This is a genomic window from Paracoccus sp. IB05 (assembly GCF_016405985.1).
In the GTDB taxonomy this organism is placed as follows: Bacteria; Pseudomonadota; Alphaproteobacteria; order Rhodobacterales; family Rhodobacteraceae; genus Pseudogemmobacter.
Map to the genome: position 1 here is coordinate 36,128 of NZ_JAEFCF010000018.1, position 25,082 is coordinate 61,209.

Annotated in this window: 25 protein-coding genes; 13 read left to right on the forward strand and 12 right to left on the reverse strand. The window is 64.1% G+C overall.

Annotated elements, in window-relative coordinates:
- Positions 1-49 precede the first annotated feature (49 nt).
- From JC607_RS13020 to JC607_RS13035, 4 genes are all read right to left on the reverse strand, one after another.
- Positions 50-418: an MmoB/DmpM family protein gene (locus JC607_RS13020; RefSeq protein WP_198837352.1), complete on the reverse strand. Its 369-nt coding sequence runs from the start codon at positions 416-418 to the stop codon at positions 50-52.
- A 12-nt stretch (positions 419-430) separates the two neighbouring features.
- Complete coding sequence (locus tag JC607_RS13025) at positions 431-1,489, reverse strand: aromatic/alkene monooxygenase hydroxylase subunit beta (RefSeq protein ID WP_198837353.1); 1,059 nt, start codon at positions 1,487-1,489, stop codon at positions 431-433.
- A 51-nt stretch (positions 1,490-1,540) separates the two neighbouring features.
- On the reverse strand, positions 1,541-2,599 hold the full coding sequence (locus JC607_RS13030) for an NADH:ubiquinone reductase (Na(+)-transporting) subunit F (protein ID WP_198837354.1): 1,059 nt from the start codon (positions 2,597-2,599) through the stop codon (positions 1,541-1,543).
- Between the two features lie 100 nt (positions 2,600-2,699).
- Positions 2,700-4,367: an aromatic/alkene/methane monooxygenase hydroxylase/oxygenase subunit alpha gene (locus tag JC607_RS13035; protein WP_198837355.1), complete on the reverse strand. Its 1,668-nt coding sequence runs from the start codon at positions 4,365-4,367 to the stop codon at positions 2,700-2,702.
- A 761-nt stretch (positions 4,368-5,128) separates the two neighbouring features.
- Here JC607_RS13035 and JC607_RS13040 point away from each other — a divergent pair.
- Positions 5,129-5,593, forward strand: coding sequence for a hypothetical protein (locus tag JC607_RS13040; protein WP_198837356.1), 465 nt, complete (start codon positions 5,129-5,131; stop codon positions 5,591-5,593).
- Between the two features lie 5 nt (positions 5,594-5,598).
- Here JC607_RS13040 and JC607_RS13045 read toward each other — a convergent pair whose 3' ends face one another.
- A complete protein-coding gene (locus tag JC607_RS13045; RefSeq protein WP_198837357.1) occupies positions 5,599-5,874 on the reverse strand; it encodes a hypothetical protein in 276 nt (91 codons plus the stop codon).
- Positions 5,875-5,921: 47 nt separating this feature from the next.
- Between JC607_RS13045 and JC607_RS13050 the strand changes: the two genes are divergently transcribed.
- Genes JC607_RS13050 through JC607_RS13060 form a run of 3 tightly spaced genes read left to right on the forward strand, consistent with a single transcriptional unit; the run spans position 5,922 to position 7,556 of the window.
- Positions 5,922-6,203 (forward strand): hypothetical protein, encoded by a 282-nt coding sequence (locus tag JC607_RS13050; protein ID WP_198837358.1) that lies wholly within the window; start codon positions 5,922-5,924, stop codon positions 6,201-6,203.
- A 10-nt stretch (positions 6,204-6,213) separates the two neighbouring features.
- Complete coding sequence (locus JC607_RS13055; protein ID WP_198837359.1) at positions 6,214-7,356, forward strand: WD40 repeat domain-containing protein; 1,143 nt, start codon at positions 6,214-6,216, stop codon at positions 7,354-7,356.
- Positions 7,357-7,370: 14 nt separating this feature from the next.
- The gene (locus tag JC607_RS13060) at positions 7,371-7,556 is read left to right on the forward strand and encodes a hypothetical protein (protein WP_198837360.1); all 186 of its coding nucleotides are present in this window, start codon (positions 7,371-7,373) and stop codon (positions 7,554-7,556) included.
- Here JC607_RS13060 and JC607_RS13065 read toward each other — a convergent pair.
- Positions 7,531-8,535 (reverse strand): hypothetical protein, encoded by a 1,005-nt coding sequence (locus JC607_RS13065; RefSeq protein WP_198837361.1) that lies wholly within the window; start codon positions 8,533-8,535, stop codon positions 7,531-7,533. The two genes, JC607_RS13060 and JC607_RS13065, sit on opposite strands and share 26 nt — an antisense overlap.
- Positions 8,536-8,564: 29 nt before the next feature.
- Here JC607_RS13065 and JC607_RS13070 point away from each other — a divergent pair, with 29 nt between their 5' ends.
- Positions 8,565-9,788 (forward strand): RNA polymerase sigma-54 factor, encoded by a 1,224-nt coding sequence (locus JC607_RS13070; RefSeq protein ID WP_198837362.1) that lies wholly within the window; start codon positions 8,565-8,567, stop codon positions 9,786-9,788.
- Here JC607_RS13070 and JC607_RS13075 read toward each other — a convergent pair.
- The gene (locus tag JC607_RS13075; RefSeq protein ID WP_198837363.1) at positions 9,785-11,623 is read right to left on the reverse strand and encodes a sigma-54-dependent Fis family transcriptional regulator; all 1,839 of its coding nucleotides are present in this window, start codon (positions 11,621-11,623) and stop codon (positions 9,785-9,787) included. The genes JC607_RS13070 and JC607_RS13075 overlap by 4 nt on opposite strands.
- A 352-nt stretch (positions 11,624-11,975) precedes the next feature.
- On the opposite strand from JC607_RS13075, the gene JC607_RS13080 reads away from it, so the two are divergent.
- The 6 genes from JC607_RS13080 to JC607_RS13105 all read left to right on the forward strand — a co-directional run bounded on the left by JC607_RS13080 (position 11,976) and on the right by JC607_RS13105 (position 18,555).
- Entirely contained in the window at positions 11,976-13,028 is a 1,053-nt protein-coding gene (locus tag JC607_RS13080; RefSeq protein WP_198837364.1) for an NAD(P)-dependent alcohol dehydrogenase, read from the forward strand.
- Positions 13,029-13,068: 40 nt separating this feature from the next.
- Entirely contained in the window at positions 13,069-14,601 is a 1,533-nt protein-coding gene (locus JC607_RS13085; RefSeq protein WP_198837365.1) for an ABC transporter substrate-binding protein, read from the forward strand.
- Positions 14,602-14,722: 121 nt separating this feature from the next.
- Positions 14,723-15,592: a carbohydrate ABC transporter permease gene (locus JC607_RS13090; RefSeq protein WP_370584802.1), complete on the forward strand. Its 870-nt coding sequence runs from the start codon at positions 14,723-14,725 to the stop codon at positions 15,590-15,592.
- Positions 15,589-16,431 carry a carbohydrate ABC transporter permease gene (locus tag JC607_RS13095; protein ID WP_198837367.1) on the forward strand — a complete coding sequence of 281 codons (843 nt, stop codon included), beginning with the start codon at positions 15,589-15,591 and terminating at the stop codon, positions 16,429-16,431. The genes JC607_RS13090 and JC607_RS13095 overlap by 4 nt, the downstream gene beginning before the upstream one ends.
- Positions 16,431-17,483, forward strand: coding sequence for an ABC transporter ATP-binding protein (locus JC607_RS13100; RefSeq protein ID WP_198837368.1), 1,053 nt, complete (start codon positions 16,431-16,433; stop codon positions 17,481-17,483). The genes JC607_RS13095 and JC607_RS13100 overlap by 1 nt, the downstream gene beginning before the upstream one ends.
- Entirely contained in the window at positions 17,476-18,555 is a 1,080-nt protein-coding gene (locus JC607_RS13105) for an ABC transporter ATP-binding protein (protein ID WP_198837369.1), read from the forward strand. Before JC607_RS13100 ends, JC607_RS13105 begins: the two co-directional genes overlap by 8 nt.
- Before the next feature lie 340 nt (positions 18,556-18,895).
- Here the strand turns inward: JC607_RS13105 and JC607_RS13115 are convergent, their stop codons facing one another.
- A complete protein-coding gene (locus JC607_RS13115) occupies positions 18,896-19,414 on the reverse strand; it encodes an acyl-CoA dehydrogenase family protein (protein WP_198837370.1) in 519 nt (172 codons plus the stop codon).
- A gap of 503 nt (positions 19,415-19,917) precedes the next feature.
- On the opposite strand from JC607_RS13115, the gene JC607_RS13120 reads away from it, so the two are divergent.
- Positions 19,918-20,289, forward strand: a complete 372-nt coding sequence (locus JC607_RS13120; RefSeq protein WP_198837371.1) for a hypothetical protein — start codon at positions 19,918-19,920, stop codon at positions 20,287-20,289.
- A gap of 189 nt (positions 20,290-20,478) precedes the next feature.
- On the opposite strand, the gene JC607_RS13125 is transcribed toward JC607_RS13120, so the two are convergent.
- Both JC607_RS13125 and JC607_RS13130 read right to left on the reverse strand, forming a co-directional pair.
- Complete coding sequence (locus tag JC607_RS13125) at positions 20,479-21,030, reverse strand: DUF924 family protein (protein WP_198837372.1); 552 nt, start codon at positions 21,028-21,030, stop codon at positions 20,479-20,481.
- A 62-nt stretch (positions 21,031-21,092) separates the two neighbouring features.
- Complete coding sequence (locus JC607_RS13130; protein ID WP_198837373.1) at positions 21,093-21,863, reverse strand: SDR family oxidoreductase; 771 nt, start codon at positions 21,861-21,863, stop codon at positions 21,093-21,095.
- 95 nt (positions 21,864-21,958) lie between these two features.
- Here JC607_RS13130 and JC607_RS13135 point away from each other — a divergent pair, with 95 nt between their 5' ends.
- Positions 21,959-22,861, forward strand: a complete 903-nt coding sequence (locus tag JC607_RS13135) for a LysR family transcriptional regulator (protein WP_198837374.1) — start codon at positions 21,959-21,961, stop codon at positions 22,859-22,861.
- A gap of 15 nt (positions 22,862-22,876) precedes the next feature.
- Here the strand turns inward: JC607_RS13135 and JC607_RS13140 are convergent, their stop codons facing one another.
- Both JC607_RS13140 and JC607_RS13145 read right to left on the reverse strand, forming a co-directional pair.
- Positions 22,877-24,376 (reverse strand): inorganic phosphate transporter, encoded by a 1,500-nt coding sequence (locus JC607_RS13140; protein ID WP_198837375.1) that lies wholly within the window; start codon positions 24,374-24,376, stop codon positions 22,877-22,879.
- A gap of 69 nt (positions 24,377-24,445) precedes the next feature.
- Positions 24,446-24,919, reverse strand: coding sequence for an NUDIX hydrolase (locus JC607_RS13145; RefSeq protein WP_198837376.1), 474 nt, complete (start codon positions 24,917-24,919; stop codon positions 24,446-24,448).
- Between the last annotated feature and the right edge of the window lie 163 nt (positions 24,920-25,082).

A 25,082-nucleotide genomic window follows, 5' to 3' on the forward strand; every position in this document is an offset into this window, starting at 1 on the left:
GCACAGTCGGAAACGAGGCGCGCAAAAGCCGCGCGCCCCGCAAAAGCGGTCAGATATATTCGAAGACTTCGTCCATATTGCCGAAGAGGATGACGGTATTGTCGTCGATCCGGACCATGCGGCCGTAATGGGTGGAAGTGTTGACCTCGAAGATCTCGGCGGTCATTTCGCGGCCGAGATATTCGGTGATGTCATCCATTTTGAAGATCAGCTTGCCTTCGCCGTCGATCCGGATCGTGGCCGGATTATAGGTGACGGTGACGTTCTTATCCTGATCCATATATTCGGCGATGGCGCGGGCCTCGACCGAGTCGTTCATGGTGACGCCGCATTGATGCGAGATCGTCTGCTCGAAGGTGATATCCTTCATCTGCTTGAAGATATTGCTCTTCGTGCTGTCGCGTGACGTGCTGGACATGGGTCTCTCCTCTCAGCGGCTCAGGCCGATTTCGCCCAGGATCTGCGCCAGACGCTCATGCGAGACAGCCTGGGCGTCAGCAAAGGACACGGGTTTCGAATGGGGTTGCGACCAGATCGGTTGCAGCGCGGCCGCGGCCTTGTCGGCCAGAACGCCATGCTTTTTCACCCAGCCCTGGAACAGCGCGCGGTTATGGGCGCCGTGCTTTTCGTCATGGGCGAGGAGATAGATCAGGTCGATCGTATTCGCGAGGTTGCGCTCGTAATCGGCCTCGGCCGCCGAGATCACCGGCGGCGTGATGAAGTCGTTATTCGCCGCCGCCGCCTGCATCAGGAAGCCCGAACGCATCAGTTCGCCCACCAGCGGTTCAAAGATCAGGTTGATCGCGAAATACTGCTCGAGGTAGTCCTCGGTACCCATGATGGTCTCGATGGCGAGACGACAGGGCTGCCAGGCGGCATCTTCCAGCCAGGCCTTCTTGCCCAGCTCATCATCCCAGCCCTCGATATCCATGCCGATCTCGGCGAGATAGAGCGTGATGTCCTGCGCCAGCCGCATCTTGTAGGAAGAATTGGTCAGCGTGGCATTGTTGATCATCTGGGTATAGCCATAGCGCTGCGCCTGCATGAGCGAGGTGCCAAGGCCGAATTCTGCATGTTTCCAGGCGCCGAGATGCGTCTGCAGCACCTTCTGCCAGACCTTGTCGAACACCAGATGCGCGCCGGCCTTGCGGGCATTGGCGATCACCGATTGCACCATATTCTCGATCTTGGCCTGGCGCTGGTAATGGGTGCGTTCCCATTCCTGATCCGGCGCACGGAACGCGTGCCAGTTCGATGACAGCGCCTTGGTATTGTCCTTGGTATAGGCGCCCTTGCCGTCGCCAAAGCTGATGATCCAGTCCTGGATCAGATAGCGTTCGGGATCGGGCTGCACATCGACAGTGACATCTTCGTAATGCGTCGCCCGTTTGCCGCGCGGTTCGAAATAGTTGTATTTTCGGCTGGTTGAGCCTGCAAAAATCGCAGAGCCGGCGGCTCCCGATCCGGTAGCGGTGGCTGTTGCTGCCATTGGTCTTTCCTCCCTGTGGTGTTTGTTCACTCGAAGAGCGGTCGGGCCGCCTTAATGGCCCGACGAACCGGACGTCGTGGTGAACTTGTCGTAGAAAATCCGCTCGCTCTCATAATCGAGCATGAAGAGCGTCGGCGTCAGCGCGTCGATCATCGGGGGTGGGCCGCAGGCATAGACATCGCCCAGACCTTCGATCCCCAGATCCTTGAGCTTGCGATCGACCGCTTGGTGGACAAAGCCGGTCTCGCCGGTCCAGCCGCTGTCCTCGGGGGCGTGCGAGAGCACCGGGATGAATTCGACCGTCGGATGCGCCGCGGTGATCGCCGCCAGCTGGTCGAGATGGAAGAGATCGTCTTCCGTCCGGGCGCCGTAGAAGAAATAGACCGGCCGCGCCTCGCCGCTTTCGATATGGTCATGCAGGATCGACCACACCGGCGACATGCCGGAGCCCGCGCCGACCAGCACCACCGGCCCGTCGCGCCCTTCGCGGCGGAAACACATGCCGTAGGGGCCGACCACGCTCACTTTTGCTCCGGCCCGGATTCCTCCGTTGTCGAGCTGGTTGGAGAACTTTCCTTCGGGGTATTTTTTGATGATGAAGGAGAGTTTCTGGGTTTCGCTCGGCGGATTTGCCATGGAGAACGAACGCGTGATCGTCTCCCCTTCTTCCGTGGTGACTGTGATGTCGACATACTGACCCGCCCAGAACTTGAGCGGCGCGTTCAGCTCGATCTCGACGCCGCGAATGTCATGCGTGAGTTTGCGGAAATCCGTGATCTGCCCGTCGAACTGCTTGACGGGAATGGATTTCGACAGCACCTCCTCGTCATAGTTCAGAAGGTCGATTGTCAGATTGTCGAAGGCTTTCGCGCGGCACATCAGGATCTGGCCGCTGTCGCGATCGCCATCATTCAGCGCGAATGTGGAATATTTCAGCATCTCGACCTCGCCGTCGAGAAGCACGCATTTGCAGGCCGAGCATTGCCCTTCCTTGCAACCATGGGGCAGCGCGATCCCCTGGCGGAACGCGGCGTCAAGGACGGTTTCGTCCTCGGCACACTCGAATTCCACGCCCACGGGTTCAAGCCTTACCGTGTAAACCTCTCCCATTCTGTCCGGCCTCCCCGCCGTCAGTCCGACACGCCATCCGGCTGCCATTCGTCAATTCTGGTGAGTGGCGGGGGCCAGTCCTGGCCCCCGCGCGCCTGCCTTAGTTGCAGGGATTGATGGTAAAGCCCGCCTGGTATTCGGCGATATGCTTCGCGCGCGCGTCCGGGGTCATTTCACGCAGCACCGTCAGCGGCGACAGCAGGGTGTGGCCGCGCACATCGTCCAGCGTCCACATATCCTTGTTGTCGAAGCGCAGATGCGGCTGCGGCACCAGGGTCTTGCCGTCGTCGCGGACAAAGTTCATATCCTTGATCGCATCGGCAAGATCCCAGCCGTGATAGACGGTTTCCCATTCCCGTTTGCCCGAGAACTTGCCCATCGCCGGCGTCGGGCGGCCCTGATATTCATCAGAGAACGCCTCGACAGCGGTCCAGCGGTCCAGCTCATGCGCGAAGGTGTGGAGCTGACCGTCGATCTCGTCCACGACCATGTCTTCGCGGATAAGGCAGGGCACCAGGCACGACCAGCAGCGATGCGGATAGACGTAGCCGGTTTCCTCATTGAAGGTGATGACCTTCTGACCCGGCTTCGACAGTTTGCCGTACCATTTCCAGAAATCGCCGAATTCCGAATACCAGCCCGGGTACTTATGCTCGAACCACTCGAAGTCCTTGTCGGTCTGGGCTTCGATGCGCCAGAAGTTCACCGGCCAGCCGACCGCGAAGAACTGAGCGACTTTGTGGACGTAGTGCTTCTTGGTGATGCGGTTCCAGGCCTCATGGACGTCATCATGGTGAACCTTGATGCCGTATTTTTCCAGCGGCAGCATATAGGTCCGGTAGTAATCTTCGAAGATCCAGCGGTGCCACATTTCCGCGTAGGATTCCTTTTCCTTGTCGCGGTTGGTGGTGCCATATTCGATCAGCGTGCCGATGGCGGCATCGACGATGGCGTGGTTTTGCCAGAATGCGTAACGCAGATCGCGCTCCAGCAGCAGGTGGTTTTCCGGCTCTTTCAGCGCGGCCATCAGCAGAGAGTGGCCATTGCCGATATGGCGCGACTCGTCCGACTGCACCGAGAGGAACACGGTCGGCAGCGCGTAGTCGCCATTGCGGGCGGCTTCCGACGGCATGGCGACGAAAAGCGTGTTGGTAAAGGCGGTTTCGGCCACAACGGTGAGATACATACAGGCCGAGGTCATCACATCGCCGGTGATGAACCCCTCGCCGAACTGGCGGCCGATGGTGGTGGCATAGCATTTACCGAACGCTTCTTCGGTAATGTCAAACCCGGCCGGGTCGATGTAGTTTTCCATATACCACTTCTTCAGGTTCATCTGAATGGTGGAATGGCGGAACTCGTCAACCATCTGCATGGTAAAGCCGGTGCGCAGATCTTCACCCGGTGCGATCCGGGCCACCATTGCCATCGAGCGGGCGGCCGAGATTTCCGGGAAAGGAATGATCGCGAGGAAGAGCTTCATCCACTCGACCCAGCGGGGCTGGACGTTGCGGAACATGTCGCCGCGCAAAGCCGCATCAAGCGCGCCATAAACGCGGTTGTCTTTCTCTTCCTGCATCGGGAAGTAAGAGCGCAGCACCTGTTTCATCGGGTCGCGCGGCGCCTTGGCGATCTTGTAATCGGTCGGGAAGGTCGCGGCTTCCTGAACATAGCTGGGGTTCCAGCCAAGGTCCGAGATCTTCTTCGTCGCTTCGCCGACCGAGATCCCGCGCTGTGCGGTGATCTTGTTGAGCGTCAGTTGCGTCATGCCATGAATCTCCTGATGTTGACGGCAGGGACTGGCGGTCCGGGCCGGTGGGCGGTTGATCCACCCGGGTTTTCCGGTGCCGCCTTTGGCAGGCTGCAAACCGGGTCAGGTCACGGCAAAGGTTCCGGGCAACGCGACCAGGATCCGACAACGACAATGCGCAAGCGTGCTGCCGTCATGCGGTGGCCTCGCTTCTCCTCCCATTCCTTCGTTCTTATGGTGGCCCTTCTGACCGGATCGCATCCGGATCGGAGAACCGCCTTATTGTCCCAGGGATACATGCAGAACCCGTGCCAGCTTTGGCCAGGCAGGACATTTTTTGCCGAGTCCAGAGATCTGAATTCGCCAACCATTTGAAATACCCAGATTTATTTTCTGAATATTTTTTCAACGGTTTTTTCACCTGCCCCCGGCCCGGAACACCAGGGCCGTAGCATATCGTTACAACTGTCACGCCCATCGGGGCGGGTGTTGCACATATTTGTAACATATCGGTGGTTACAGCCCCTGATCTGCCGATTCGGCGCATGAAACCCATTGCCGGAGTGCAGCAAATTTACGCGGCGTCGCGGCATGTAACGCGGGGTGCAAACTGTAACTGGCCTCTGGAATGAAACGTTACATTCGTAACGAAGGATTGCGATTTTACTCTTTATATTCATTGCCTTATCTTCACAAATTGCTGTCTGCCCTGTCTTCAGACTGTTACTCTTGCCTGAGTTGCCGGCGCTGTCCGGTCTGATCACCCGAGGCTGCTTCCCATGTCAGACCCGATACATCCTGACCCGCTCTCTGCCGGGCAAAGCCCGTCCCGGATCACCGCCGAAGCGATGGTCGCGCGCGCGCCGAATGACCTTGTTTTCACGATGCGCTTCCTCGGGCAAAGCCAGGAAATCCTGCACAGCCATTTCCGCGACTTCCTTGAAACCTGCCTCGCCGATGCCGGCGTGACCCCGGAAAGCCACCCGCTCCTGCCGTTTTTCATCGACAGCCATGCGCTCGAACTGCGTGAATTCGTTACCACCGGTGTCTCGCTGGCCCGCAGCTTTCGCCTTGGTGAAATCGAGATCCTGACCGGCGATGTCGAGACCCTGATGCGGGTCGATATCTGGGACGCCATCGCCAGTCATATCGACATGGCCGAGAAACGGTTCAGCGAGGGGATCAGCCGCGTCGTCTCAGGCCTGAACGCCGAAGAGGCCGAGCTGCGGCGGCTCAGATCATGACCGGCTCAGTGTATCCCACCCGACCGCGCCGCACCGGGGAGCAGGTTCCAGATTGCGGAAACATCCTCACGCATCTCACGATGGGCGAGAGCGAGCAATCGTTCACGAATGCTTTCCTCCAGCGCCGCAAGCAGCTCCCGGGCGCGCGCGGCATCGGCAAATGTGCCGGAGTCCAGCGCCGCAGCAGCGGCTTTGGCCAGCGGGTGATCCGCGCCGAATTCGGCTGCCGCCGCACGGCTGATGGCGGCAAGGAAACGGGTCTCGGGGGAAGGGGGCTGCATCGGCGTCTCCTGCTTCCGGTCTGGCATGACAGCGGATGGGGGCGAAGATGAGCTATGAGAAGCGCCGCGCGCAAGAGATTCTCGCAGATCAGTTCCGCATCACCGCCGAGCTCAGCCAGCTGACCGGCGAGTATCACCGGCTGTTGCAGAAAGTGGCCGCAGCCGGCTTCGCACGGCAGATGGCCGAGGATGCGCCCGGCCCGGCCCTGGCCGAAGCCGAACGCGCCGAGATCGCGGCCCGCCTTACCGCCGAGACCTGCGAATTGCAGGTTGCAGCGCTGGAAAAAGAACTCACCGCCCTCGGGCGCGAACTCTCCGATCTGACATGAGGAACATCCGATGAGCGATACCGCCACCCCGGAGGCGCCGGCTAGGCCCGCGCCGCAGCAGGCCGCACAATCCGCCCTGTTCGATCTGCTCGCGCGCAGCTGGCAGCTGGAGGCTGCGGTCACCGGCCTCGCCTTTGATGCGGCCGGCAAGGTGGCAGGCTTTGCGCTGGAGAACGGCCGCCTCGCCCTGATGGCACTGCAAGATGCCGATTCCCCCCTCAGCCGGCTGCGGGTCGAGGCGGATTCCGGCCGCGCGACCATCCGTCCGCGCGAAAAGCCGGTGGCTCAGCCGGTGCTGACGCCAGACCTGGCGGGCGGCGGGCTGATGCTTGCCCCTTCGGGCTCACTCGGGCTGATCGCGGCGGGGAAGGATGGTCGTCTCAACCGCGTCACACCGCGCGGCCAGGTGATTACAATGACCGATAAGACCAGCCCGATCTTTGCCATTGCCTCGGATGGGACGGGCAAACTGGCCATTGCGCGCGACGGTCGCACCGATCTGCATGAGGAAGAGGGCATGGCGCGGCTGATCGGCCTGTTGACCCCCGGCCCGGCCAATGCCCTGGCCTTCTCGCCCTCAGATCAGTCGCTCGCGGTGATGCTCGACGAAACGCTGCTGATCGGCCAGCCCCGCCAGGGTTACGAGAGCCATCCGCTTGGCGGCAAAGGCCCGCTGGTCTTCGCAGCCAATGGCACCTGGCTCGCCGGGTCGAACGGCAAAGACGGGATCTGGATGCTGCGCCGCGCAGATGGCGCCGTCGCACGGCTCGACAAATTTCGCGCCGCCCCTTCTGCCATCGCCTTCAGCAAAAGTGCCATCTTCGCCTCGGGAGCATTCCGCGCCGCCGGCTGGTCGCTCGCGACTCCGCCGCTGAACGACGGCCAGACCGGTGCGCTGAGGACCGGAAGCCCGGGTCTGGTGCTGATTGACAGGGTCGCGGCCCATCCCGCGCGCGATCTGATCGCGCTTGGCACGGCGGATGGTGCGGTCGCAATCGCGCGCGCCGGCCAGGCCGAGGAAATGCCGCTGCGCCAGGCCGATGGCCACGCGGTCACCGCGCTCGCCTGGTCGTCGGACGGGCTCCATCTCGCGATCGGAACCGCTTCGGGTGCGGCCGCACTGGTGACGCTTCCCGCTCAGCTCTTCAAATAAGGAAAGGATCAGACATGACCGAAGCCCTGCAAAAACAATCGGATGAGGATCTCAGCAAGGATGCTTTTTTCGCGCGGATCGCCGAAGTCTCGCAAGAAATGATCGCCGCCCATGGCAAGGATTTCGCAATGGGCACCCTGGTTCTTGCCGCACGCTGGATCGCCACCGACAAGATCAGTGGAGCGCCCGCCCCGCATTGAACAGCCCCGCGTCGGGGGTGGCACCTGCCGCTTCCGGCCCGGAGGTCCCATCCCCCTGATCCGCGCCCTGCCCCACCAGCGCCCATCGCATCTGGTCGAGCAGGATGTCGCGCGAGCCGGCGGCGCAGGCCAGCAGCCGCGCCTCCGGCGGGGCGGTCGAGGAGATCAGCACCAGGTCCTCTTCGAGACCGATCTCAATCAGATGCGCCCAGGCACAAAGCTCGTGCAAGCGGTGCGTCACGAAATCAAGGCAGTCGCGCGCGACCGGATTGGCCGGCCAGGCCGCCTCGCGCCCGCGCGCGCCCTGTCCCAGCGGAGAGCTATGGACCGCAGAGCCCAGCAATGTCAGCACCTCGCGCCGCCAGCGGCCATATTCGCTCTGATCCGAGTGATCGAGCCCGATGGCATAGAGCTTTTCGGCCACCAGCCGGAAGGCCCGCCCCCCCGCAATATGGCGCCGCCAGAAGTCATTCGCCTCTTCCGCACTGCGACAGGCGACGAATTGCTGCGCCAGTTTTCTGCGCAGCAAAAGTGCCAGCGCCATATCGACATCTTCCGAGACCGAGCGCGCCAGTTGCAGCGCCGGCACCGCCAGTTCGGTCAGGACCAGAAGCCGGATTGCCGAGACGGATTCGACCACCCGCCCGCTCAGGATTTGCAGCGCGCAAAACTGGTCGCGCCCAAGCCGCAGGCCCTCAATCCGCATCCCCGCCCCCGCCGCGCGGTTCAGCGCCATGGTCCAGATCAGCGCCTGGTCGAACATACAAAGCCGGTCATGGGCGCGGCTGTTGGCCCCGGGCTTTTCGACCGGAGGCAGCGCGCGAAAGCCGGGCAGGCCACGGATACATTCCCCCCAGAGCCTGTCGAGATCGTGACCGCGCGCCGACCACATCTGTCGCAGCCGCGCCGCAAGCTGCGGCGACATTTCGCGGTAAAACCGTTCGGGTCCAATGGGTTGATCAGGTGCCAGATGCGCCATGGCAGCTCCTCGCCAGGAGGTGAGATCAGATGACGGTAGCGTCACGCCTGACACAAAGCCAGCGCCAAACACTTGGGTTCCGGCAGATCCAGGCGATCAATCTCTTGCGCCTCTCGAATGAAGAGCTGACGGCGGAACTGTCTCGCAGGGCTGCCGCGAACCCGTTTTTACGCGTAAGGATCCCCGCGAGGAGTGCCGCAGCTCCGGAGGAACAGGGCGAGGAGAGCGCCGGGCTTTACGCGCATGTCATGGGGCAATTGCGGATGATTGCCGCCGCCCGCGCCGATGAAGGTCTGGCCATGGCTTTTGTCGAAGCGCTCGACAGCAATGGCTGGCTGGACCAGCCGGTGGCCGGGATTGCCGCCGCCGCCGGGCGGGAATTGCAGGTTGCGGAACACATGCTTGCTGCATTGCAGCGTGAGATCGAGCCCGCCGGTCTTTTCGCCCGCGATCTCGCCGATTGCCTGCGCATTCAGGCACAGGAACGCGACCAGCTGACCGCCGAAATGGAAGCCGTTCTGCGCCATCTCGACCTTCTGGCGGGTGCAGGTCCGCTCGCGGTGGCAAAGGCCGCGGGCCTCGCCCCCGAGGCGGTCGCCCGCTGCCTCGCGCAGATCCGCCGGCTGGACCCGCGCCCGGGCCTGGGCTTCGGTGTCAGCCCCGCTCCGGTCAGGGCACCCGATGTGATTGTCTCGCGCAGGGATACCGGCTGGCAGGTCGCGCTGAACCGCAGCACATTGCCGGTGCTGAGCCTTGCGCCGCGAGAGAGCGCCGGCGCAGCTTTGCGCGCGGTCAGGGCCGAGGCGGAATGGCTCGCCTCGGTCGTTGAACGCCGCAACCGCACAGTGCTGGCGGTGTCACGGGCGGTCCTCCAGGGCCAGCGCGGCTTTCTGGACCACGGGCCCGGAGCGCTGAAGGCACTCAGCCGGTCCGGGATCGCGGCAGGGCTCGGGCTGCATGACAGCACGGTCGGGCGGGTGGCGCGCGATCTGCTGGTCGAGACGCCGCATGGGCTCCGGACGCTGTGCAGCCTGTTCCAAAGCGGTCCCGCGCGCGAAGGCGGCATGGCGGCAGCGGCGATCCGGCACCGCCTTGCCCAGATTCTGGCGGCGGAGGATCCGCGCGCGCCTTTGGGCGATGCCGCGCTCGCAGAAATGCTGCGCAGCGAAGGCCAGGCTCTGGCGCGCCGCACAGTGGCCAAATATCGCGATGAACTGGGGATTTCCGTCCGAAGTCAACGGCTCCGCCCCTAAGGTTCATCACCGAGATGCTTGTAAATCGTCGTCCGCGACATGCCGAGCGCGCGCGCCGCGAGCGAGACATTCCCCTCATGTCGCTGCACAGCGGTGCGGATGGCCTGGCACTGGCTTTCCTTCCAGGGCACGCCCGTGCATTGGCTGCAGCAATCAGCCACCGGCACCGCAGCCGGCTGCGGCAGCAGCGCGTCGAAATCGGTCACCTCCAATACACCATCGGTGGAACCCAGCATGGCCTGGATCACAGTCGCGCGCAGCTCATGCAGGTTCCCGGGCCAGTCATGTGCGGCCAGCCGCGCCAGGGCAGTTTCGGAAATCCGCGCCTCCGCCCGCACTGACCGCGCGAAACGCAAGGCCAGCGCCGCAAGATCCGCACGTTTGCGCAAGGGCGGCAGTTCCAGCCGGAAGCCTTCGAGCCGGTAGCGCAAGGCCGGAAGCAGCCCCGCCAGCCCGCCCGCCTCGCTGGTTACGCTTACCACCCGGAGATCGCAACGGATCAGCGCGCCGGTCGCAGGCTGGCGATATTCGCCACTGTCAAGCACCCCGGCCAGCGCCGCCTGAGCCATCTGCGGCAAAGCGGTGACCTCATCAAGCAGCAGGGTTCCGCCCTCTGTCTGTTGCAAAAGGCCCGGCTGCCCTTCTGCGCCCAAAAGCTGCGGCAGATCGGCCTCGGCCAGCATCCTGCCATCCAGCACCACAAGCGGCCCAGGCCGCGCCATCGCCGCATGGGCCAGCCGCGCGATCAGTGCCTTGCCGGTGCCGGTCTCGCCGCTGATCGCAATCACCACGCCGCGCCGCGCCGCATCGGGCAAGGCCTGCAAACGCTGCCAGAGTGCCGGGTCTTCGACCACGACATCGCGAAACAGGTTCTTCGCCGGCGCCGCCTCGTCCGCGACGGGCCTCAGCCGCCGGGCCAGCGCGAAACTCGCCCGGTTCGCCACCGCGCGCAGCGACACCGCCGAGCCGATCCGGTCACGGATGCGCAATGTCTCTCCCTCGGCCAGACGGCGCTGAATCGCGGCAAAGGGCTGCTCGAAGATGCGGTCAAAACTCTCGCCCATCAGGCGCGGGAAGCCGGTCAGGAACATCTCACCCTTGCGATTGATCGCCGTGACGGTGAGGTCTTCGCCGAGCACCAGCATCCCCATCGACAGCGTACCGAGATATTCCGGCCTCGGGTGGAACTGCAATACGATGCTGCGGTCATGGCGGACGCGGATCAGACTGTTCTCGATGCTGGATGCCGACATCTGCACCAGGGCCGCCGTATGCTGCTGCCGCACCGCAGACATCGATGAGGCATCCAGCACCCCCGCAAGCTGCCCCGCCCCGTCAAAGATCGGCGCCGAGATGCAGGAGACATCGCCATGTGCGCGCAGAAAATGCTCGCCGCCATAGACCTGGGCGGGGCGCCCTGTCGCGATACAGACCCCCATCGCATTGGTGCCGCGCAGATCCTCGCTCCAGACCGAGCCGGGGATCACCTGGGCCCCCGCCTCGGTTTCGGCGAATTGCGGGTCATGCATCGTATCCAGCACCACCCCTTCGGGCGAGCCAAGCGCGATCATGAAATTCGAGCCGGCGATCTGATCGAACAACAGTTCCAGCTCTGGCCGCGCGAAGCGGATCAGATCGGCGTGAAGCTGGCAGGTCGCGGTGAATTCTGTCGATGACTGGATCAGCCGCCGGCTTCTCTCCAGCGGGTCAAGGCCATGATCAAGGCTTCTGAGCCAGCTTTCCGTAATATCTCCGGGCAGCGCGCCGCCGGGAAAACGCCCTTGCGTTTCAAGTTGATGGCGGGCGCGGGTCAGTGCCGAAGTCTGCATCTCCATGGCGCCGGCCCCTCCCCGGGCTTGTCCATTTCTTTTGTGCCGGGCCGCCTCCCCGCGCCCCGACAGCCCTTTTTGCGGGCCGTTCGAAAACGTATCGGCTGCCCGCCACCTGTCAACCTTGGCCTGTGATTCGCCCTGACCTGTCCAGTTTCTGAACATCTCTCACGCCGCAGGGCACAAGTGGCCTGCCCCCGGCCAGACTGTTCACCCCCTGAACAGCGCCAGCCCTGGATCGTCCAGTTCGCGGACGCCCCCCCGCCGCAAATTCCGCCGGGTTTGCCAGCGCGGCCAGGATGCGCCACCTCTTCGCCCTACCGCCGGGGAGGGCGGTATCCGAGGAGGCAACCCGACCATGAAAGCCCAGGTTCTTCATACCTATGATCCCGCTCTGACCGCGCCCGAATGGGTGCGCGGCGCAGAGGTGGCGGATCCGAAGATCGTGAAATCGAGTGACGTGATCATCCGCATCGGCGGCGCGGGGGTCTGTCGCACCGATCTCCATATTATCGAGGGCATCTGGCGTCCCCATACCGACCCTTCGGGCACCGCCCTCCTGCCTTTGATCATGGGGCATGAGAATGCAGGCTGGATCGAAGAGATCGGGCCCGAGGTCGAAGGCTTCAAAAAAGGCGATCCGGTGATCGTCCACCCAAAAGTGACGGGGGGCACCTGTATCGCCTGCCGTCGCGGCCATGACATGCATGGCGAGGGGAAATTCCCCGGGCTCGACAGCAATGGGGGCTATGCGGAACTGCTGCAGACCTCGGCCAGGAATCTGATCGCGCTGCCTAAGACGCTCGCCCCGAAAGATGTGGCACCCTATGCCGATGCCGGGCTCACCGCTTACCGGGCGGCGAAAAAGGCGGCGCAGCAATTGCTGCCGGATCAGGCTGCCGTGGTGATCGGGGCCGGTGGCCTTGGCCATATCGGCATCCAGGTGTTGCGCGCCATGTGCGCCGCGCGGATCATCGTGGTCGACACCTCAGACGCCTCGCTCTCGCTGGCCGCTGAACATGGGGCCGATCACCTGATCAAGGCCGATGGCGGCGAGGTCGACGCGGTTCTCGCGCTGACCGGCGGCAAAGGGGCGGAAGCGGTGATCGACTTCGTCGGCGAAAAGGGCACCACGAAGAAGGGTCTCGATATGACCCGGCCCATGGGCAGCTATTACGTCGTCGGCTACGGCGAGGAGATCCGCGTCCCCACCGTCGATATGGTGATCACCGAGAAGAACATCATCGGAAATCTCGTCGGCACCTGGGCCGAACTGACCGAGCTGATGGCGCTTGCCGATCGCGGCCTCGTGGAACTGGCGACGAAACATTACCGGCTCGATCAGGCCAATCAGGCGCTGCAAGACCTGCACCAGGGCAAGATCCGCGGCCGTGCCGTGCTGGTGCCTTAACGGGCACCGGCAAACTGCAACCTGACTCTGGGAGGAAGTCATGACCAAAGGAACCGCTTTGAAGCGGCTGTTTCTTGCGACCACCGTTCTGGCCTGTGCCACCGGTCTCGCAAGCGCCGGGGATTATTCGAAATACGGCATCAAAGAAGATGTGCCGGGGATCTGCAGCTATGCGGCCATTGATGCGAAAGACTATTCCGGCCGCACGCTGAACGTCATCACCCATGCGATCCCGGTGATCGGTGAACCGACCGCCCTGCATGCCCAGCAATTCCAGGAGCTGACCGGGGCCACGGTGAATGTGGTCCATGTGCCGTTTGGCGACCTGTTCCAGCGCGTCATGATCCCGTTCCAGACCCAGCAGGCGGCCTATGACGTCCTGTTCTATGCCTCGCTCTGGATCGGCGATTTCAACCCTTACCTGGCCGAAGTGCCTGCCGAATATCAGCAGGTCTCGGGTATGCAGGCGGTGACCGCCACCTATCGCGGCATCGCCTCCTGGGGGGATCGGATGCTGCAATACACCATGGATGGCGACCGGCATTACCTGAAATACCGTGCCGATGTATTTGACAACGCTGACGCCCAGGCGCTGTTCAAAGAGAAAACCGGCCGCGACCTGACCGTCCCCGCCACCTGGGAGGAATATAACGAGGTCGCCGCTGTCTTCACCAATACCGACTGGGATGGCGATGGCGCGCCGAATTTCGGCACCGCCGAGGTCACCAAACGCGATGATCTGATGTTCTCGGCCTTCATCAGCCGGGTCGCGCCCTATGCGAAGCACCCCGATGTGAAGGGTGGTTTCTTCTTTGACCTCGAGACCATGACACCTTTGGTGAACACCCCCGGCTGGGTGCGCGGGCTGGAGCTGTTTGTCGAAGCCCAGGCCTCGATGCCGCCGGGAGGCACCTCCTTCGGGCTGGGTGACGAGATCTTTTCCTTCGGCGGCGGGCAGACGCTGATGTCTTACAGCTGGGATGATGCCTTCATCCAGGCGATGCAGGAAGACAGCCCGATCCGCAACAAGGTCGCCGCGGCCATGCTGCCCGGTGCGCGCGAGGTCTGGAACCGCGAGACCGGCGCCTGGGATAGTTTCGAGGATCCGAACCGCGTCGCCTATGTCACCTGGGGCTGGACCTCGGCCGTGGCAAAGGACAGCAAGAACCAGGATATGGCCTTCGATTTCCTGTGTTTCTTCGCCAATGAGGGCAATACGGAATCCGATCTTCAGATCGGGCGTTTCGGGATCAACCCCTACCGCGACAGCCATTTCGACCCAGCGTTTTACGAGACCGAACTCGGCTGGGACAAGGCGGTGGCCGAGACCTATACGACCACGCTGAAAGGCATCGACACCGCGCCGAACCAGGTTTTTGACCTGCGGGTGCCGGGGGTAGGGGAATTCATGTCCTCGCTTGCCGCCGGAGTTGCGCGGGCACAATCGGGCGAGCAGACGGCCCAGGCCGCGCTGGACGGTGTCGCCGCCGAATGGAACGCCATTGTCGAACGCATCGGTGCGGACCGGGTCCGCGAGGCCTATGCCAATGTGGTCGCGCTCGAAGACCGCTGACCTGACGGAGGGCCGCGCCCCGGCCCTCCGCTTCCCTGCGCCCGTTTCGGCCTGGCCGGCAAGTCATCCGGAGGGCCGCATTCCGCAGGCCCAGACCGCAAGCCGCTTCCGGAGGATCCCCGTGTACCGCCAGAAATACATCTTCCTGCTGCCAGGCCTGCTGGTCCTGATCGCGGTGATCCTTTTCCCGCTCCTCTTCACCATCCGCGTCAGTTTCTCGTCCTGGGATGTCTATAATCCGGGCCTGAACAATGCCGGCGGCGCGATGTATGCCAGAATGTGGGACGATGCCCGCTATTGGGAGGCGCTGAGGCGGCTCTCTGTCCTGAGCATTTCAACCGTTCTGATCCAGTATGTGCTGGGCTTTGCGCTGGCGCTGCTGGTCTGGCGCGAGATCGCGGCGCGGCGGTTCTTCCGGGTGCTGTTTCTGGTGCCGATGATGACGACGCCGGTGGTGATGTCGGTGATCTGGCGCACCATCTTTCACGAAAGCCTCGGGCCGCTGAACCCGATCCTAGACGCCATCGGCATCGGCGCCCAGCCCTGGCTGTCGCAACCCGGATTTGCCTTCGCCGCCGTAATGGTGGTCGAGATCTGGCAATGGACGCCCTTCATGTTCCTCCTTCTGCTCGCAGGGTTGCTGTCCCTGCCCTCCGAGCCCTTCCTTGCCGCCAAGGTCGACGGGGCCGGGCCGATCCGCACCTTTCTGTCGGTGACCTTCCCGATGATGGGCGCGATTTCGGTGGGCGCCATCCTGATCCGCGCGATCGAGGCGTCAAAGATCATGGAGACGGTCTATGTCCTGACCTCGGGTGGTCCAGGAACATCAACCGAAACAGTGAGTTACTACATTTATATCCGGGGAATGCGTGATTTCCAGATCGGCTATTCTGCGGCTTTGTCACTGACCTATCTGATCATCATGGCGGTGGCACTGACCCTGATCGCGAAAGCGCTGATGCGGCTGATGGTGCGGGGGGCACAGGCATGAAGACGTTCTATCTTGCGCTGAAATACCTCGCTGTCACGCTCTGGTCGGCTTTCGTGATCTTTCCCTTCCTCTGGATGCTCTCGACCAGTTTCAAGTCGCAAAACGCGGTGACCGGCGGCGCGACCTGGATCCCCTGGGCGCAATTCGAGCCCTCGCTTGCCGGCTGGAAATCGCTCTTCGGCGGGGTTGGCGGCATCAATATTGTGAAACCCTATATCAATTCGGTCATCGTCACCGGCACAGCATCGGTCATCGCACTGGTGCTGGGCACCCTTGCCGCTTACGGGCTGTCGCGCTTTACCTTCCGCGCCGGGCCGATCCGCAACGCAGACATCACCTTCTTCTTCATCTCGCAGCGCATCATGCCGCCCATCGTGCTGGCGATCCCGTTCTTCCTGATGCTGCGCTGGCTGGGGCTTCTCGACAGCCTGCCGGGGCTGATCCTTGTCTATGTCGCGGCGCTGATGCCGATTGCGGTCTGGGTGATGGTGGATTTCTTCAACACCATCCCGCGTGCGCTGGATGAGATGGCCTGGCTGGATGGCTGTACGCCCGTCACCACCTTCCTGCGGGTGATCCTGCCGAATGTGGCTCCGGGCCTTGTGGTCGCGGGCATGTTCTGCCTGATCTTCGGCTGGAATGACTTTTTCTTCGCCTTCACGCTGACCTTCACCCAGACGCAGCTATTGCCGGTTTCCATCGTCGCGCTGAACTCATCCGTCACACCCTGGTGGTCGCTTTCCGCCGCCGCCATTGTCTCGGTAGCACCTCTGGCGGTACTGGCCTTCGTGGTTGAGCGTTTCCTTGCACGCGGCGGTCTCGCCGGGGCGGTGCGCTGATGCTGCACCTCGAAGATCTCAGCCTGTCCGAGGGCGGCGTGCCGCATCTCGCCGGCATCAGCCTCAAGTTCAAACCGGGTCTGACAACGCTGCTGGGCCGCACGGGGGCCGGTAAGACCACGCTTTTGCGCGCGATTGCGGGCCTTGTGCAGCCCGCCGGGCGGATCAGTTTCAACGGCGAGGACTGGTCGCATATCCCGCCCTGGCGGCGGCCCGTAGCGATGGTGACACAGCAATTCATCAATTACCCGCATCTCAACGTGCTGGATAACCTCGCTTTCCCACTGATCCGCCGGGGCGAGGAGAAAGCTGCGGCGCGCGAGGCTGCGCGCGACATGCTGGGCCGTGTGGGCCTTGCGCAAATGGCCAGCCGGCGCCCGTCCGAGCTTTCGGGCGGCCAGCAGCAGCGGGTCGCCATCGCGCGCGCGCTGGTCAAAGGGGCGCCGATCCTTCTGCTGGATGAGCCCTTCGTGAACCTTGATTACAACCTGCGCGAAGGGATGCGCGAAGAGCTCTCTGCACTGCTTCATGCCACCAGGACCACGGTGATCTATGCCTCGACCGACCCGCGCGAGGCGCTCCGGATGGGCGACGCCGTCGTCCTGATGTCCGAGGGGCGCGCGCTGCAATCCGGTCCGCCGCGCGCGGTTTTCACCGCGCCAGAGACGCTTGAGGCGGCGAAAGTGGTCAATGACCCACCGGTCAATCTGCTGGGCGCAGATCTCAGTGACACCGGCCTCGAGATCGACCATCTCGGCGCCGCGCCGCGCGACAGTATCACAGGGCTGCCGCCTGGCCGCTACACGCTGGCGCTGCGCGCGGAAGATATCCGCCAGGGCGGTGACCTGATGGCGCGGGTCGCGCTGACCGAAGTGACGGGGTCCGAGACCGTGACCCATCTCGATGCCGGAGGCCAGCCGCTCGTCATGCTGGAACGCCGGATCGCAGACCATGCCCTTGGCCAGAACCTTTGCATAACACCCGATCTGAGCCGCGCCCTGGTCTATGGCGCCGATGGCAGGCTGATCGCGAAAGGGGGCCAGAATGGCTGAGATCCGGCTTGAGACCCTCGCGCATCGCTACAGTCCGCACGGGGCCTATGCGCTGAAGCCGCTCGACATGACCTGGCGCTCGGGCGGGACTTATGCGCTGCTCGGCCCCTCTGGCTGCGGCAAATCGACAATGCTCAACATTATTTCCGGCCTGATCCACCCGTCTGAAGGCCGGGTGCTGTTCGACGGCAGGGACGTCGCCGCTTTTGACACCGGGCGCCGCAAGATCGCCCAGGTCTTCCAGGTGCCGGTGATTTACCGGTCGATGACGGTGGGGCAGAATCTCGGCTTTCCACTGGTCTGCCAGGGCGCGCCCGCCGCCCATCGCCGCAAACGGGTGGAGACGATTGCCGACCGGCTCGGCCTTGGCGCGGTGTTGAACCGCCCCGCCAATGCGCTGACGGCGGATCAGAAGCAGCTCGTTTCACTCGGGCGCGGCCTCGTGCGCGAGGATGTGGCCGCGATCCTGCTTGATGAGCCTCTGACGGTGATCGACCCGCAGCAGAAATTCGACCTCCGCCGTATCCTCAAGGAAATAAACGTGGAATTCGGCGTGACCATGGTGCTGGTGACGCATGATCAGACCGAGGCGATGACCTTTGCCGAAGAGGTGATCGTGATGAATATGGGTGAAGTGGTGCAGGCGGGCACGCCGCGTGAGCTGTTCGAACACCCCGCCACGCGCCATGTCGGCAGCTTCATCGGGGCGCCGGCGATGAATTTCCTGGCCGCGGTGGCGCAGGATGGCCAGGCGATGGTGCCCGGCACCGGTCTTGCTTTGCCGCTGCCTGCGGATGTGGGCTCCGGATCGGGCCCGGGCCCGGGCGAAGCGCTGACCCTCGGCTTCCGGCCCGAACATCTGCAACTGGCGGGCAAAGACGCGGCGCTCTCCGGCACCGTGACCCGGATCTGGTTCGAGGGGCTCGACGAGATCATCGCGCTTTCGCATCCGGCGGGTGAGATCCGGCTGCGCGCGCCTGCGGGCACCGGGCTCTCGCCCGGCGACCACGCCGGCATCGTACCGGAGCCGGGGCGGCTGCGGCTTTATGTGGCGGATCGTCTGGCGGGCTGAGCCTCAGCCCTGCCCCACCTCGCCCACCTGCCAGAGCCCGACCGGCGCGGCGCCGTTGATCGCATGATCACCGGAATGTGCCGGGCGATGGTGCGGCTGTTGCTCCAATGCCGGTCAGGCGCCAGGTCACGGTCGGCGGCCGAAGCGCCGGGCGCGTCAAAGAACTGCGACGCCGCCGCCGGGACAAGCTGGCTCGCCAGAGCCTGGGCGCGACCGGCATCCAGCCCGGCCCGCGCGATCAGATCCCCGGCCGCCGCGACCGCGAAAGCCGTGACCGAAAGCCGCCCGCGTCCCCCCGGGCGCCGCTGCCGGGACCAGCGCGATCACATCGGCGCCGGTCTCACTGTCCCGGGCGAAGACTTCGATCCGGTCGGCAAAAATCGCACCGGTCGAATAGAATTTCTCGCCCGTGAGCAGCCAACCCCCCGGCGCCATCCGGGATCACTGTCGTCCTGACCTCGCCCTGGCGGTTGCGGGGTTCGGTCCAGGCGCTGCCGAAGGTTTCGCCCGCAGCAAAGCGCCGGAACCAGGGCGCGGCCACCGCATCCGGGCAGTTCAGCGCGTCCTCGACCATCGAGACATGCGAGCGCAGCGCCAGAGGAATACTGGGCTCCGCCGCCGCGAGATCTATCAGCAACCGCGCCTGGACGGTGATCGACGCACCGTCACCGCCATAAGCTTCGGGCACGTGGATGCGGGTGAAGCCGGCCTCTTTAAGCCAGGCAATCGGCTCCTGTAGCAGGATGCGCCCGGTCTCACGCGCCACCGCGCCCCCGGCGATGCGGTCGAACACCGGCTGAAAGCGGCGCGACAGGGCGGCATAACGGGCGCCGTCGTCATAGCGACCTGGGATCTTCACCTGCGAACTCATCCGTGCCGCCCCTCTCGCCGCATGCCGTGGCTCAGCGCCAGCACCGCAAAGACAAGCGCGCCGCTGCCGACCTGTTGCCAGCAGAAATTCCCCGATCAGGACCGCTGCCGCTTCGCGCTCGAACAGTTCCGGCCCGCGAAAGGCGCGCGCGAAGATGGCACTGAACGACTGATCCTCCATCACCACGACCTCGGTGCGATATGACGGCGGGGCGCGACCAGCAGCATTTGCGCGAGCACCTCTGCCCGGATGGCTGCGGGGGCGAGCGTCGCAGGGATCGGCGCCAACAATCGGGGCATGATATCTGTGGGGCACTGTGGCCATGCGGCCCGGATCCTCGGCTCCGTCCCGTTAAGATCATGGCCGATTTCCATGTGCCACAAGCTGACATGTTCAGGATGAGTGACACCGGCATGAAGTGGCGCCGGAGAGTGCCGGTTTCATGCCCGATTGCAGCGATGAAGCGGCGGGTTTGTTCATGAATTGCCAGCATGGTGGCTCTTGCTGCGCTGCCCTGGCGTCAGCAGACCTGTGGCAATGACAGCGTCTATATGCAAACCGGGACCACCCATATCGACGTCGCCGGCACCGCGCCCGGGACGAGGATCCCGGGAGGCCCGCGCGTTGTGATCCGCCGCAGCCAGAAGGCGGACAACGTCACAGCGCCCGGCCAGGGTGAGGCAATCGGCGCCTCCTCCATCGCTGCGGGCACCGGGGCCAAAACCGGAGCCCCGGTGCTGGCCTCCTCGGACAGGGTGCAGATCGACGCTTTTGCCGATGCGGTCGCGGCAGGGTCGGGTGCCTGTTCCGGGCAATCTCCGGTCGGCGGTCCCCGCAAGGATCCTGGGCGGCTTCACCTGTGAGGCGCCGATCATCGCGACGCAGCTCTTCCACTGTAACCGGAAGGTGGATGACGCCAGGACGGCCTTCGGCGCCGGCCCGATCCGGACCTTCCGTGAGATCATAGTACTTCTTCGTCTTCTGACGAGGTTCGCCCTGATCCGGACCAGCGGGTGGGGTTTGGTTTCAGCGAGGGCTGCAACAGCAGACCCTCAGCCGCGAAAGCCGCCATCTTGCAGGAAACGCGCCTCATCGGGGCGCATTTCACGTTTCAGAATCCGGTTCCTGTGCGGAAAGCGGCCGAAACGGCGGATGATCTCGTGATGGCCCTCGGCATGGGACAGCCAGGGCTGGCCAAGCCGGCGGTTGAGCCGCAGCGCGACCTCCTGATCGGCCAGATCCTCGGAATGCGAAAAGGGCAGCGCGAAGAAAAGCCGCAATTCGGGGTCGACATTGGCGGCATGGCCGCGCGCCTCAGCCTCGCGCGCGAAAGCGCGGGCCTGGGCATCGGTCGCATACATCCGCGCCGTGCCGCGAAAGGCGTTGCGCGGAAACTGGTCAAGCAGGATCATCAGCGCCAGCGCCCCTTCGGGTGTCCGGATCCAGCCGTCAGGATCACCCGCTGCCACATGTTCATGCAGCGCCAGAAAGCGGTCGCGAAAAATGCGGTCAAAAGCCGGGCGCTGCGCGAACCAGTCACCGCGCCGGCCGGCCTCCTGCCAGAAGGCGACCACATCCTCTGCTTTGGGTGCGAAAGGCAACATACAGGGCTCCACCGGATAAAAGGCGGCCCGGCCGCTGGGGACGACCGGGCCAGGAGTGGTGGTTACTTCGTGGTGTAACCGCCATTCACGAGGATCGTCTGGCCGGTCATCCACCAGCCTTCGGTGACGAGGAAGCGGATCCAGGGGGCGATATCTTCGATGTCGGTCAGCCCGGTTTTCGAGAAGCCCGAAAGCGCTGCGGCAGATTTGTGATAGGCCTGCGCGTCAGGCGCTTCCTGACCATAGAAGAACGGCGTATCCATCGGCCCCGGGCCAATTGCGGTCACCGAGATCCCGCGCGCACCGAACTCTTTCGAGGCGGCCCGGGTGAAATGCTCCACCGGTGCCTTGGTGCCGGCATAGCTCGAATAGAACGGCGTATAGGCGCCCAGAAGCGAGGTCACCAATGTGCAGATCGCCCCATTGTCCTGCACCGCGCGCCCGGCTTCTTTCAGGAAGAAGAAGGCCGCTTTGGCATTGACGTCGCTCATCTCGTCATATTCGGCCTCGCTGATCTCCGAAATCGGCTTTTTCAGCACTTTGCCAACCGTATTGATCGCAATATCCGGGCGGCCAAGCGCGGCTTCGGCCTCGGAGAAAAACCGGGTCACCGCCGCCGCCGTGGTCAGATCGGCCTGGATCGCAATCGCCTTCGCCCCTGCGGCCCGGACCGCCGCGACGGTCGCTTCGGCCTCTGCCGCGCTGGCCGCACTGTTGTAATGGGCCGCAATCGCCTTTGCTCCGGCAGCGGCGAAATCGCGCGCAAGCAGCCCGCCGAGGTTCTTGGCCCCGCCCGCGATGAAGATTGTCTTGTCCTTGATACTCCGTGTCATCGTCGCTCTCCTACTGGTTACGGAGTGCAATTTATGTTCTGCGTGAATTAAATAAACTCACCAGTTCTGGCTTCATATGTCGTAAGATTCGAACAATGGATCAGTTGAGCCTCTTTCAGATCTTCACCCGCGTGGTGGCCACCCGCAGCTTTACCAGGGCTGCGGATACTTTGCAGATGCCGCGCTCCAGCGTGTCGACCGCGATCGCGGAACTGGAGGCACGGGTCGGGATACGGCTGTTGAACCGCACCACCCGCGTCGTCGCCCCCACCGCCGAGGGCGAGGAATTCCATGAGAGATGCCTCGCCTTTCTGGCCGAAAGCGAAGAGCTCGACAGTCTGTTTCGCAGCGGTGCGCGGCAGGTTGAGGGGCGGGTGCGGATTGATCTTCCGGCGCGGATCGGGCGGCTGATCGTGGCGCCCCGGCTGCCCGGGCTCATGGCGCGCTGGCCGGGTCTGCAGGTCGAACTGGGCATGACCGACCGGACGGTGGATCTGGTCGGGGAAGGCGTAGATCTGGCGCTGCGGGTCGGGCCCCTCGCGGATTCCGGGCTCAGGGCGCGGCGCCTGGGCGAAATCGCCCAGATCAATGTCGCAAGCCCCGCCTATCTTGCGCTTCATGGCACGCCGCAGGATCCGGACGAGCTGAGCCGGCACTGGCAGGTCGCCTATGCCTCGCCCTCGACCGGGCGGGTGGCGGAGTGGGACTGGCAGGCCGGCGCGCAAGACAAAAGCTGCGCTGTGCCCTGGCGGGTCTCGGCCAATAGTGCCGAGGGCTATATCGCAGCGGCCCTGGCCGGGCTCGGGCTGATCCAGATCCCCGCCTATGATGTCGCCGCCCATATTGCGTCAGGCGAGCTGGTCGAGATCATGCCCGCCTTTCGCCCGCCGGCGATGCCGATTCATCTGCTGTTTCCCGGCCGCCCGCGCGGGCAGCGCCGGATCACCGCCGTTTCCGACTGGCTGGAAACCGTGATCCGCGCAGAGATCACCGGCTGAAGCCCGCGCCGCGCCTCAGGACAGGGCGCCGAGGGCTTTCAGCGCAAGATACATCAGGCCCGAGGCCAGCGCCGTTGCCGGCACTGTGATCACCCAGGCCAGAATGATGGTCATGAAATGCGACCGGCGCACCAGCTTGCGGCGACGGCGCTCTTCGCTGGCCATTTCCGGCAGCTCTACCGCCCCGGTCATCTGCCGCATCCGCCGTGCCTCCACCGCCTCGCGGAAAAAGCCGACGCCGAAAATCCCGCCGATCGCGATATGGGTCGAACTGACGGGCAGGCCGAACCAGCTGGCCGCGATCACCGTCACCGCCGCCGAAAGCGCCACGCAATAGGCGCGCATCGCGTTCAGCCGGGTGATCTGGCCGCCCACCATGCGGATCAGCCGCGGCCCGAACAGCAAAAGCCCGACCGAGATCCCGAGCGCCCCGATCAGCATGACCCAAAGCGGCACCGCCGCCGTGGCCTCGCCGCCATGCAGCAGCGAGACGATGGCCGCCAGCGGCCCGATGGCGTTCGAGACATCATTGGCGCCATGGGCAAAGCTCATCAGCGCGGCCGAAAGCACCAGCGGCACCTGGAACAGCACTTTCAGCGATTTGTTGCGGTTTTCCAGCCCCCTGGACCGGCGCAGGATATAGGGCTTTGCCGCCACCCAGCTGAGCCCGCAGGCGAGCAGCCCGACCAGCAGCGCATGGCCAAAGCTGAGACCGATCAGATGTTTCAGCCCCTTGAGCGAAAGATAGGTGGCGAAGGCCCCGGCCATCACCGCGATCAGCACCGGCACCCAGACCCGCGCCGCCGCGATCTTGTCTTCGCGGTCGATCACCAGCTTATGCACGACCCACAGCGCCGCTGCCGCCAGCGCCCCGCCCAATGCCGGCGAGATGATCCAGCTGGCAGCAATGCGGGACATGCCGCCCCAGTCCACCGCACCAAAGCCGGCCGCGGCAATGCCCGCTCCGACCACGCCGCCGACAATGGCATGGGTGGTCGAAACCGGTGCGCCCGCCCAGGTCGCAAGGTTCAGCCAGAGCGCCGATGACAGCAGCGCCGCCATCATCGCGACCACGAAAGACGCCTCATCCCCAAGGCTCGATGGCGCAATGATCCCCTTGGCGATGGTATCGACCACCTCGCCGCCGGCGATCAGCGCGCCCGCGGTCTCGCAAATTGCGGCAATGGCCAGCGCGCCGGCCATGGTCAGCGCATTGGCCCCTACCGCCGGACCCATATTATTCGCCACATCATTGGCCCCGATATTCAGGGCCAGATAGGCCGCAAAGGCTGCGGCCACCACGATCACCAGCCCGCCCGAGCCGCCCCCCGACACCAGTGCCGCCCAAAGCGCGGCCAGCGCCACAAACACCAGCCCCATACCCACCGCGACCAGCGGCTGCGCCACATAAGAGGTCGCAAGTTCCAGCCGGGAAATCCGGCTCAGGTCGCGGTCCAGCACTTGCCAGCCGGGCTCGGGCTGATCGCGCAGCTGCGGGTCGGTTCTGTCGCTCATAGGGTCTCACGGCGTGGAAAGTGACGGGGAAATCGGGAACCGGCAGCCGGTGGTTCGGCCGGGATGTGATCAGGCGGGTGTGATCAGCTGCGGCGCAGCCCGCAGCAGGCGGGCCAGCTCCGGCTCATCGACGAGGCTCGCGGCCTTTTCCGGCGCGAACCATTCGCGTTTGCGCCGCCCCGCCTCGGGGTAATTTTCAAGCAGCCGGTCGACGCGGATCGCCCAGACATCGACCATCGTGCGCGCCGGCACATCACCCGAGAGCCGTTTCTGGTATCTGTAGCGGCCAACAAGCTGCGGCTGCGGGTCTTCGATACGGATCCCGGCCTCTTCCCAGGCTTCCTCAAGCGCGGTCCCGGCGCCGTCGCGGCCCATTTGCGGCCAGCCCTTTGGCAGGATCCAGCGGCCGGTGGTCAGCGAAGAGATCAGCAAAACCTCGATCCCGCCGGCATCCGTCTCGTGCCAGCACAGCGCCGCCACCTGGTAATGCGACGGCCGGCGCAGGATCAGCGCCCCGAAATCGGTCCAGATTTTCCTAAACATACGCACCCCCCGGTTCGGGCCTGTCCCAGGCAGTTCCCCCTAACAGGACCGCGTCCGATGATCGACAGAAAACGTCATAATTTCGTTACAAATTTCATACATTCGCGGCAGAACCGTCTATCTGAGGCCAGTGCGCCAACCCGAAATGAAGACCGGGCCGCGC

Coding starts and splice junctions, on each gene's coding strand:
- JC607_RS13100 (WP_198837368.1), top strand. CDS start 16,431: ATGCTGCACCTCGAAGATCTCAGCCTGTCCGAGGGCGGCGTGCCGCAT.
- JC607_RS13025 (WP_198837353.1), bottom strand. CDS start 1,489: ATGGCAGCAACAGCCACCGCTACCGGATCGGGAGCCGCCGGCTCTGCG.
- JC607_RS13130 (WP_198837373.1), bottom strand. CDS start 21,863: ATGACACGGAGTATCAAGGACAAGACAATCTTCATCGCGGGCGGGGCC.
- JC607_RS13095 (WP_198837367.1), top strand. CDS start 15,589: ATGAAGACGTTCTATCTTGCGCTGAAATACCTCGCTGTCACGCTCTGG.
- JC607_RS13050 (WP_198837358.1), top strand. CDS start 5,922: ATGAGCTATGAGAAGCGCCGCGCGCAAGAGATTCTCGCAGATCAGTTC.
- JC607_RS13145 (WP_198837376.1), bottom strand. CDS start 24,919: ATGTTTAGGAAAATCTGGACCGATTTCGGGGCGCTGATCCTGCGCCGG.
- JC607_RS13035 (WP_198837355.1), bottom strand. CDS start 4,367: ATGACGCAACTGACGCTCAACAAGATCACCGCACAGCGCGGGATCTCG.
- JC607_RS13140 (WP_198837375.1), bottom strand. CDS start 24,376: ATGAGCGACAGAACCGACCCGCAGCTGCGCGATCAGCCCGAGCCCGGC.
- JC607_RS13075 (WP_198837363.1), bottom strand. CDS start 11,623: ATGGAGATGCAGACTTCGGCACTGACCCGCGCCCGCCATCAACTTGAA.
- JC607_RS13105 (WP_198837369.1), top strand. CDS start 17,476: ATGGCTGAGATCCGGCTTGAGACCCTCGCGCATCGCTACAGTCCGCAC.
- JC607_RS13135 (WP_198837374.1), top strand. CDS start 21,959: ATGGATCAGTTGAGCCTCTTTCAGATCTTCACCCGCGTGGTGGCCACC.
- JC607_RS13060 (WP_198837360.1), top strand. CDS start 7,371: ATGACCGAAGCCCTGCAAAAACAATCGGATGAGGATCTCAGCAAGGAT.
- JC607_RS13040 (WP_198837356.1), top strand. CDS start 5,129: ATGTCAGACCCGATACATCCTGACCCGCTCTCTGCCGGGCAAAGCCCG.
- JC607_RS13055 (WP_198837359.1), top strand. CDS start 6,214: ATGAGCGATACCGCCACCCCGGAGGCGCCGGCTAGGCCCGCGCCGCAG.
- JC607_RS13020 (WP_198837352.1), bottom strand. CDS start 418: ATGTCCAGCACGTCACGCGACAGCACGAAGAGCAATATCTTCAAGCAG.
- JC607_RS13125 (WP_198837372.1), bottom strand. CDS start 21,030: ATGTTGCCTTTCGCACCCAAAGCAGAGGATGTGGTCGCCTTCTGGCAG.
- JC607_RS13120 (WP_198837371.1), top strand. CDS start 19,918: ATGGTGGCTCTTGCTGCGCTGCCCTGGCGTCAGCAGACCTGTGGCAAT.
- JC607_RS13030 (WP_198837354.1), bottom strand. CDS start 2,599: ATGGGAGAGGTTTACACGGTAAGGCTTGAACCCGTGGGCGTGGAATTC.
- JC607_RS13085 (WP_198837365.1), top strand. CDS start 13,069: ATGACCAAAGGAACCGCTTTGAAGCGGCTGTTTCTTGCGACCACCGTT.
- JC607_RS13080 (WP_198837364.1), top strand. CDS start 11,976: ATGAAAGCCCAGGTTCTTCATACCTATGATCCCGCTCTGACCGCGCCC.
- JC607_RS13070 (WP_198837362.1), top strand. CDS start 8,565: ATGACGGTAGCGTCACGCCTGACACAAAGCCAGCGCCAAACACTTGGG.
- JC607_RS13045 (WP_198837357.1), bottom strand. CDS start 5,874: ATGCAGCCCCCTTCCCCCGAGACCCGTTTCCTTGCCGCCATCAGCCGT.
- JC607_RS13065 (WP_198837361.1), bottom strand. CDS start 8,535: ATGGCGCATCTGGCACCTGATCAACCCATTGGACCCGAACGGTTTTAC.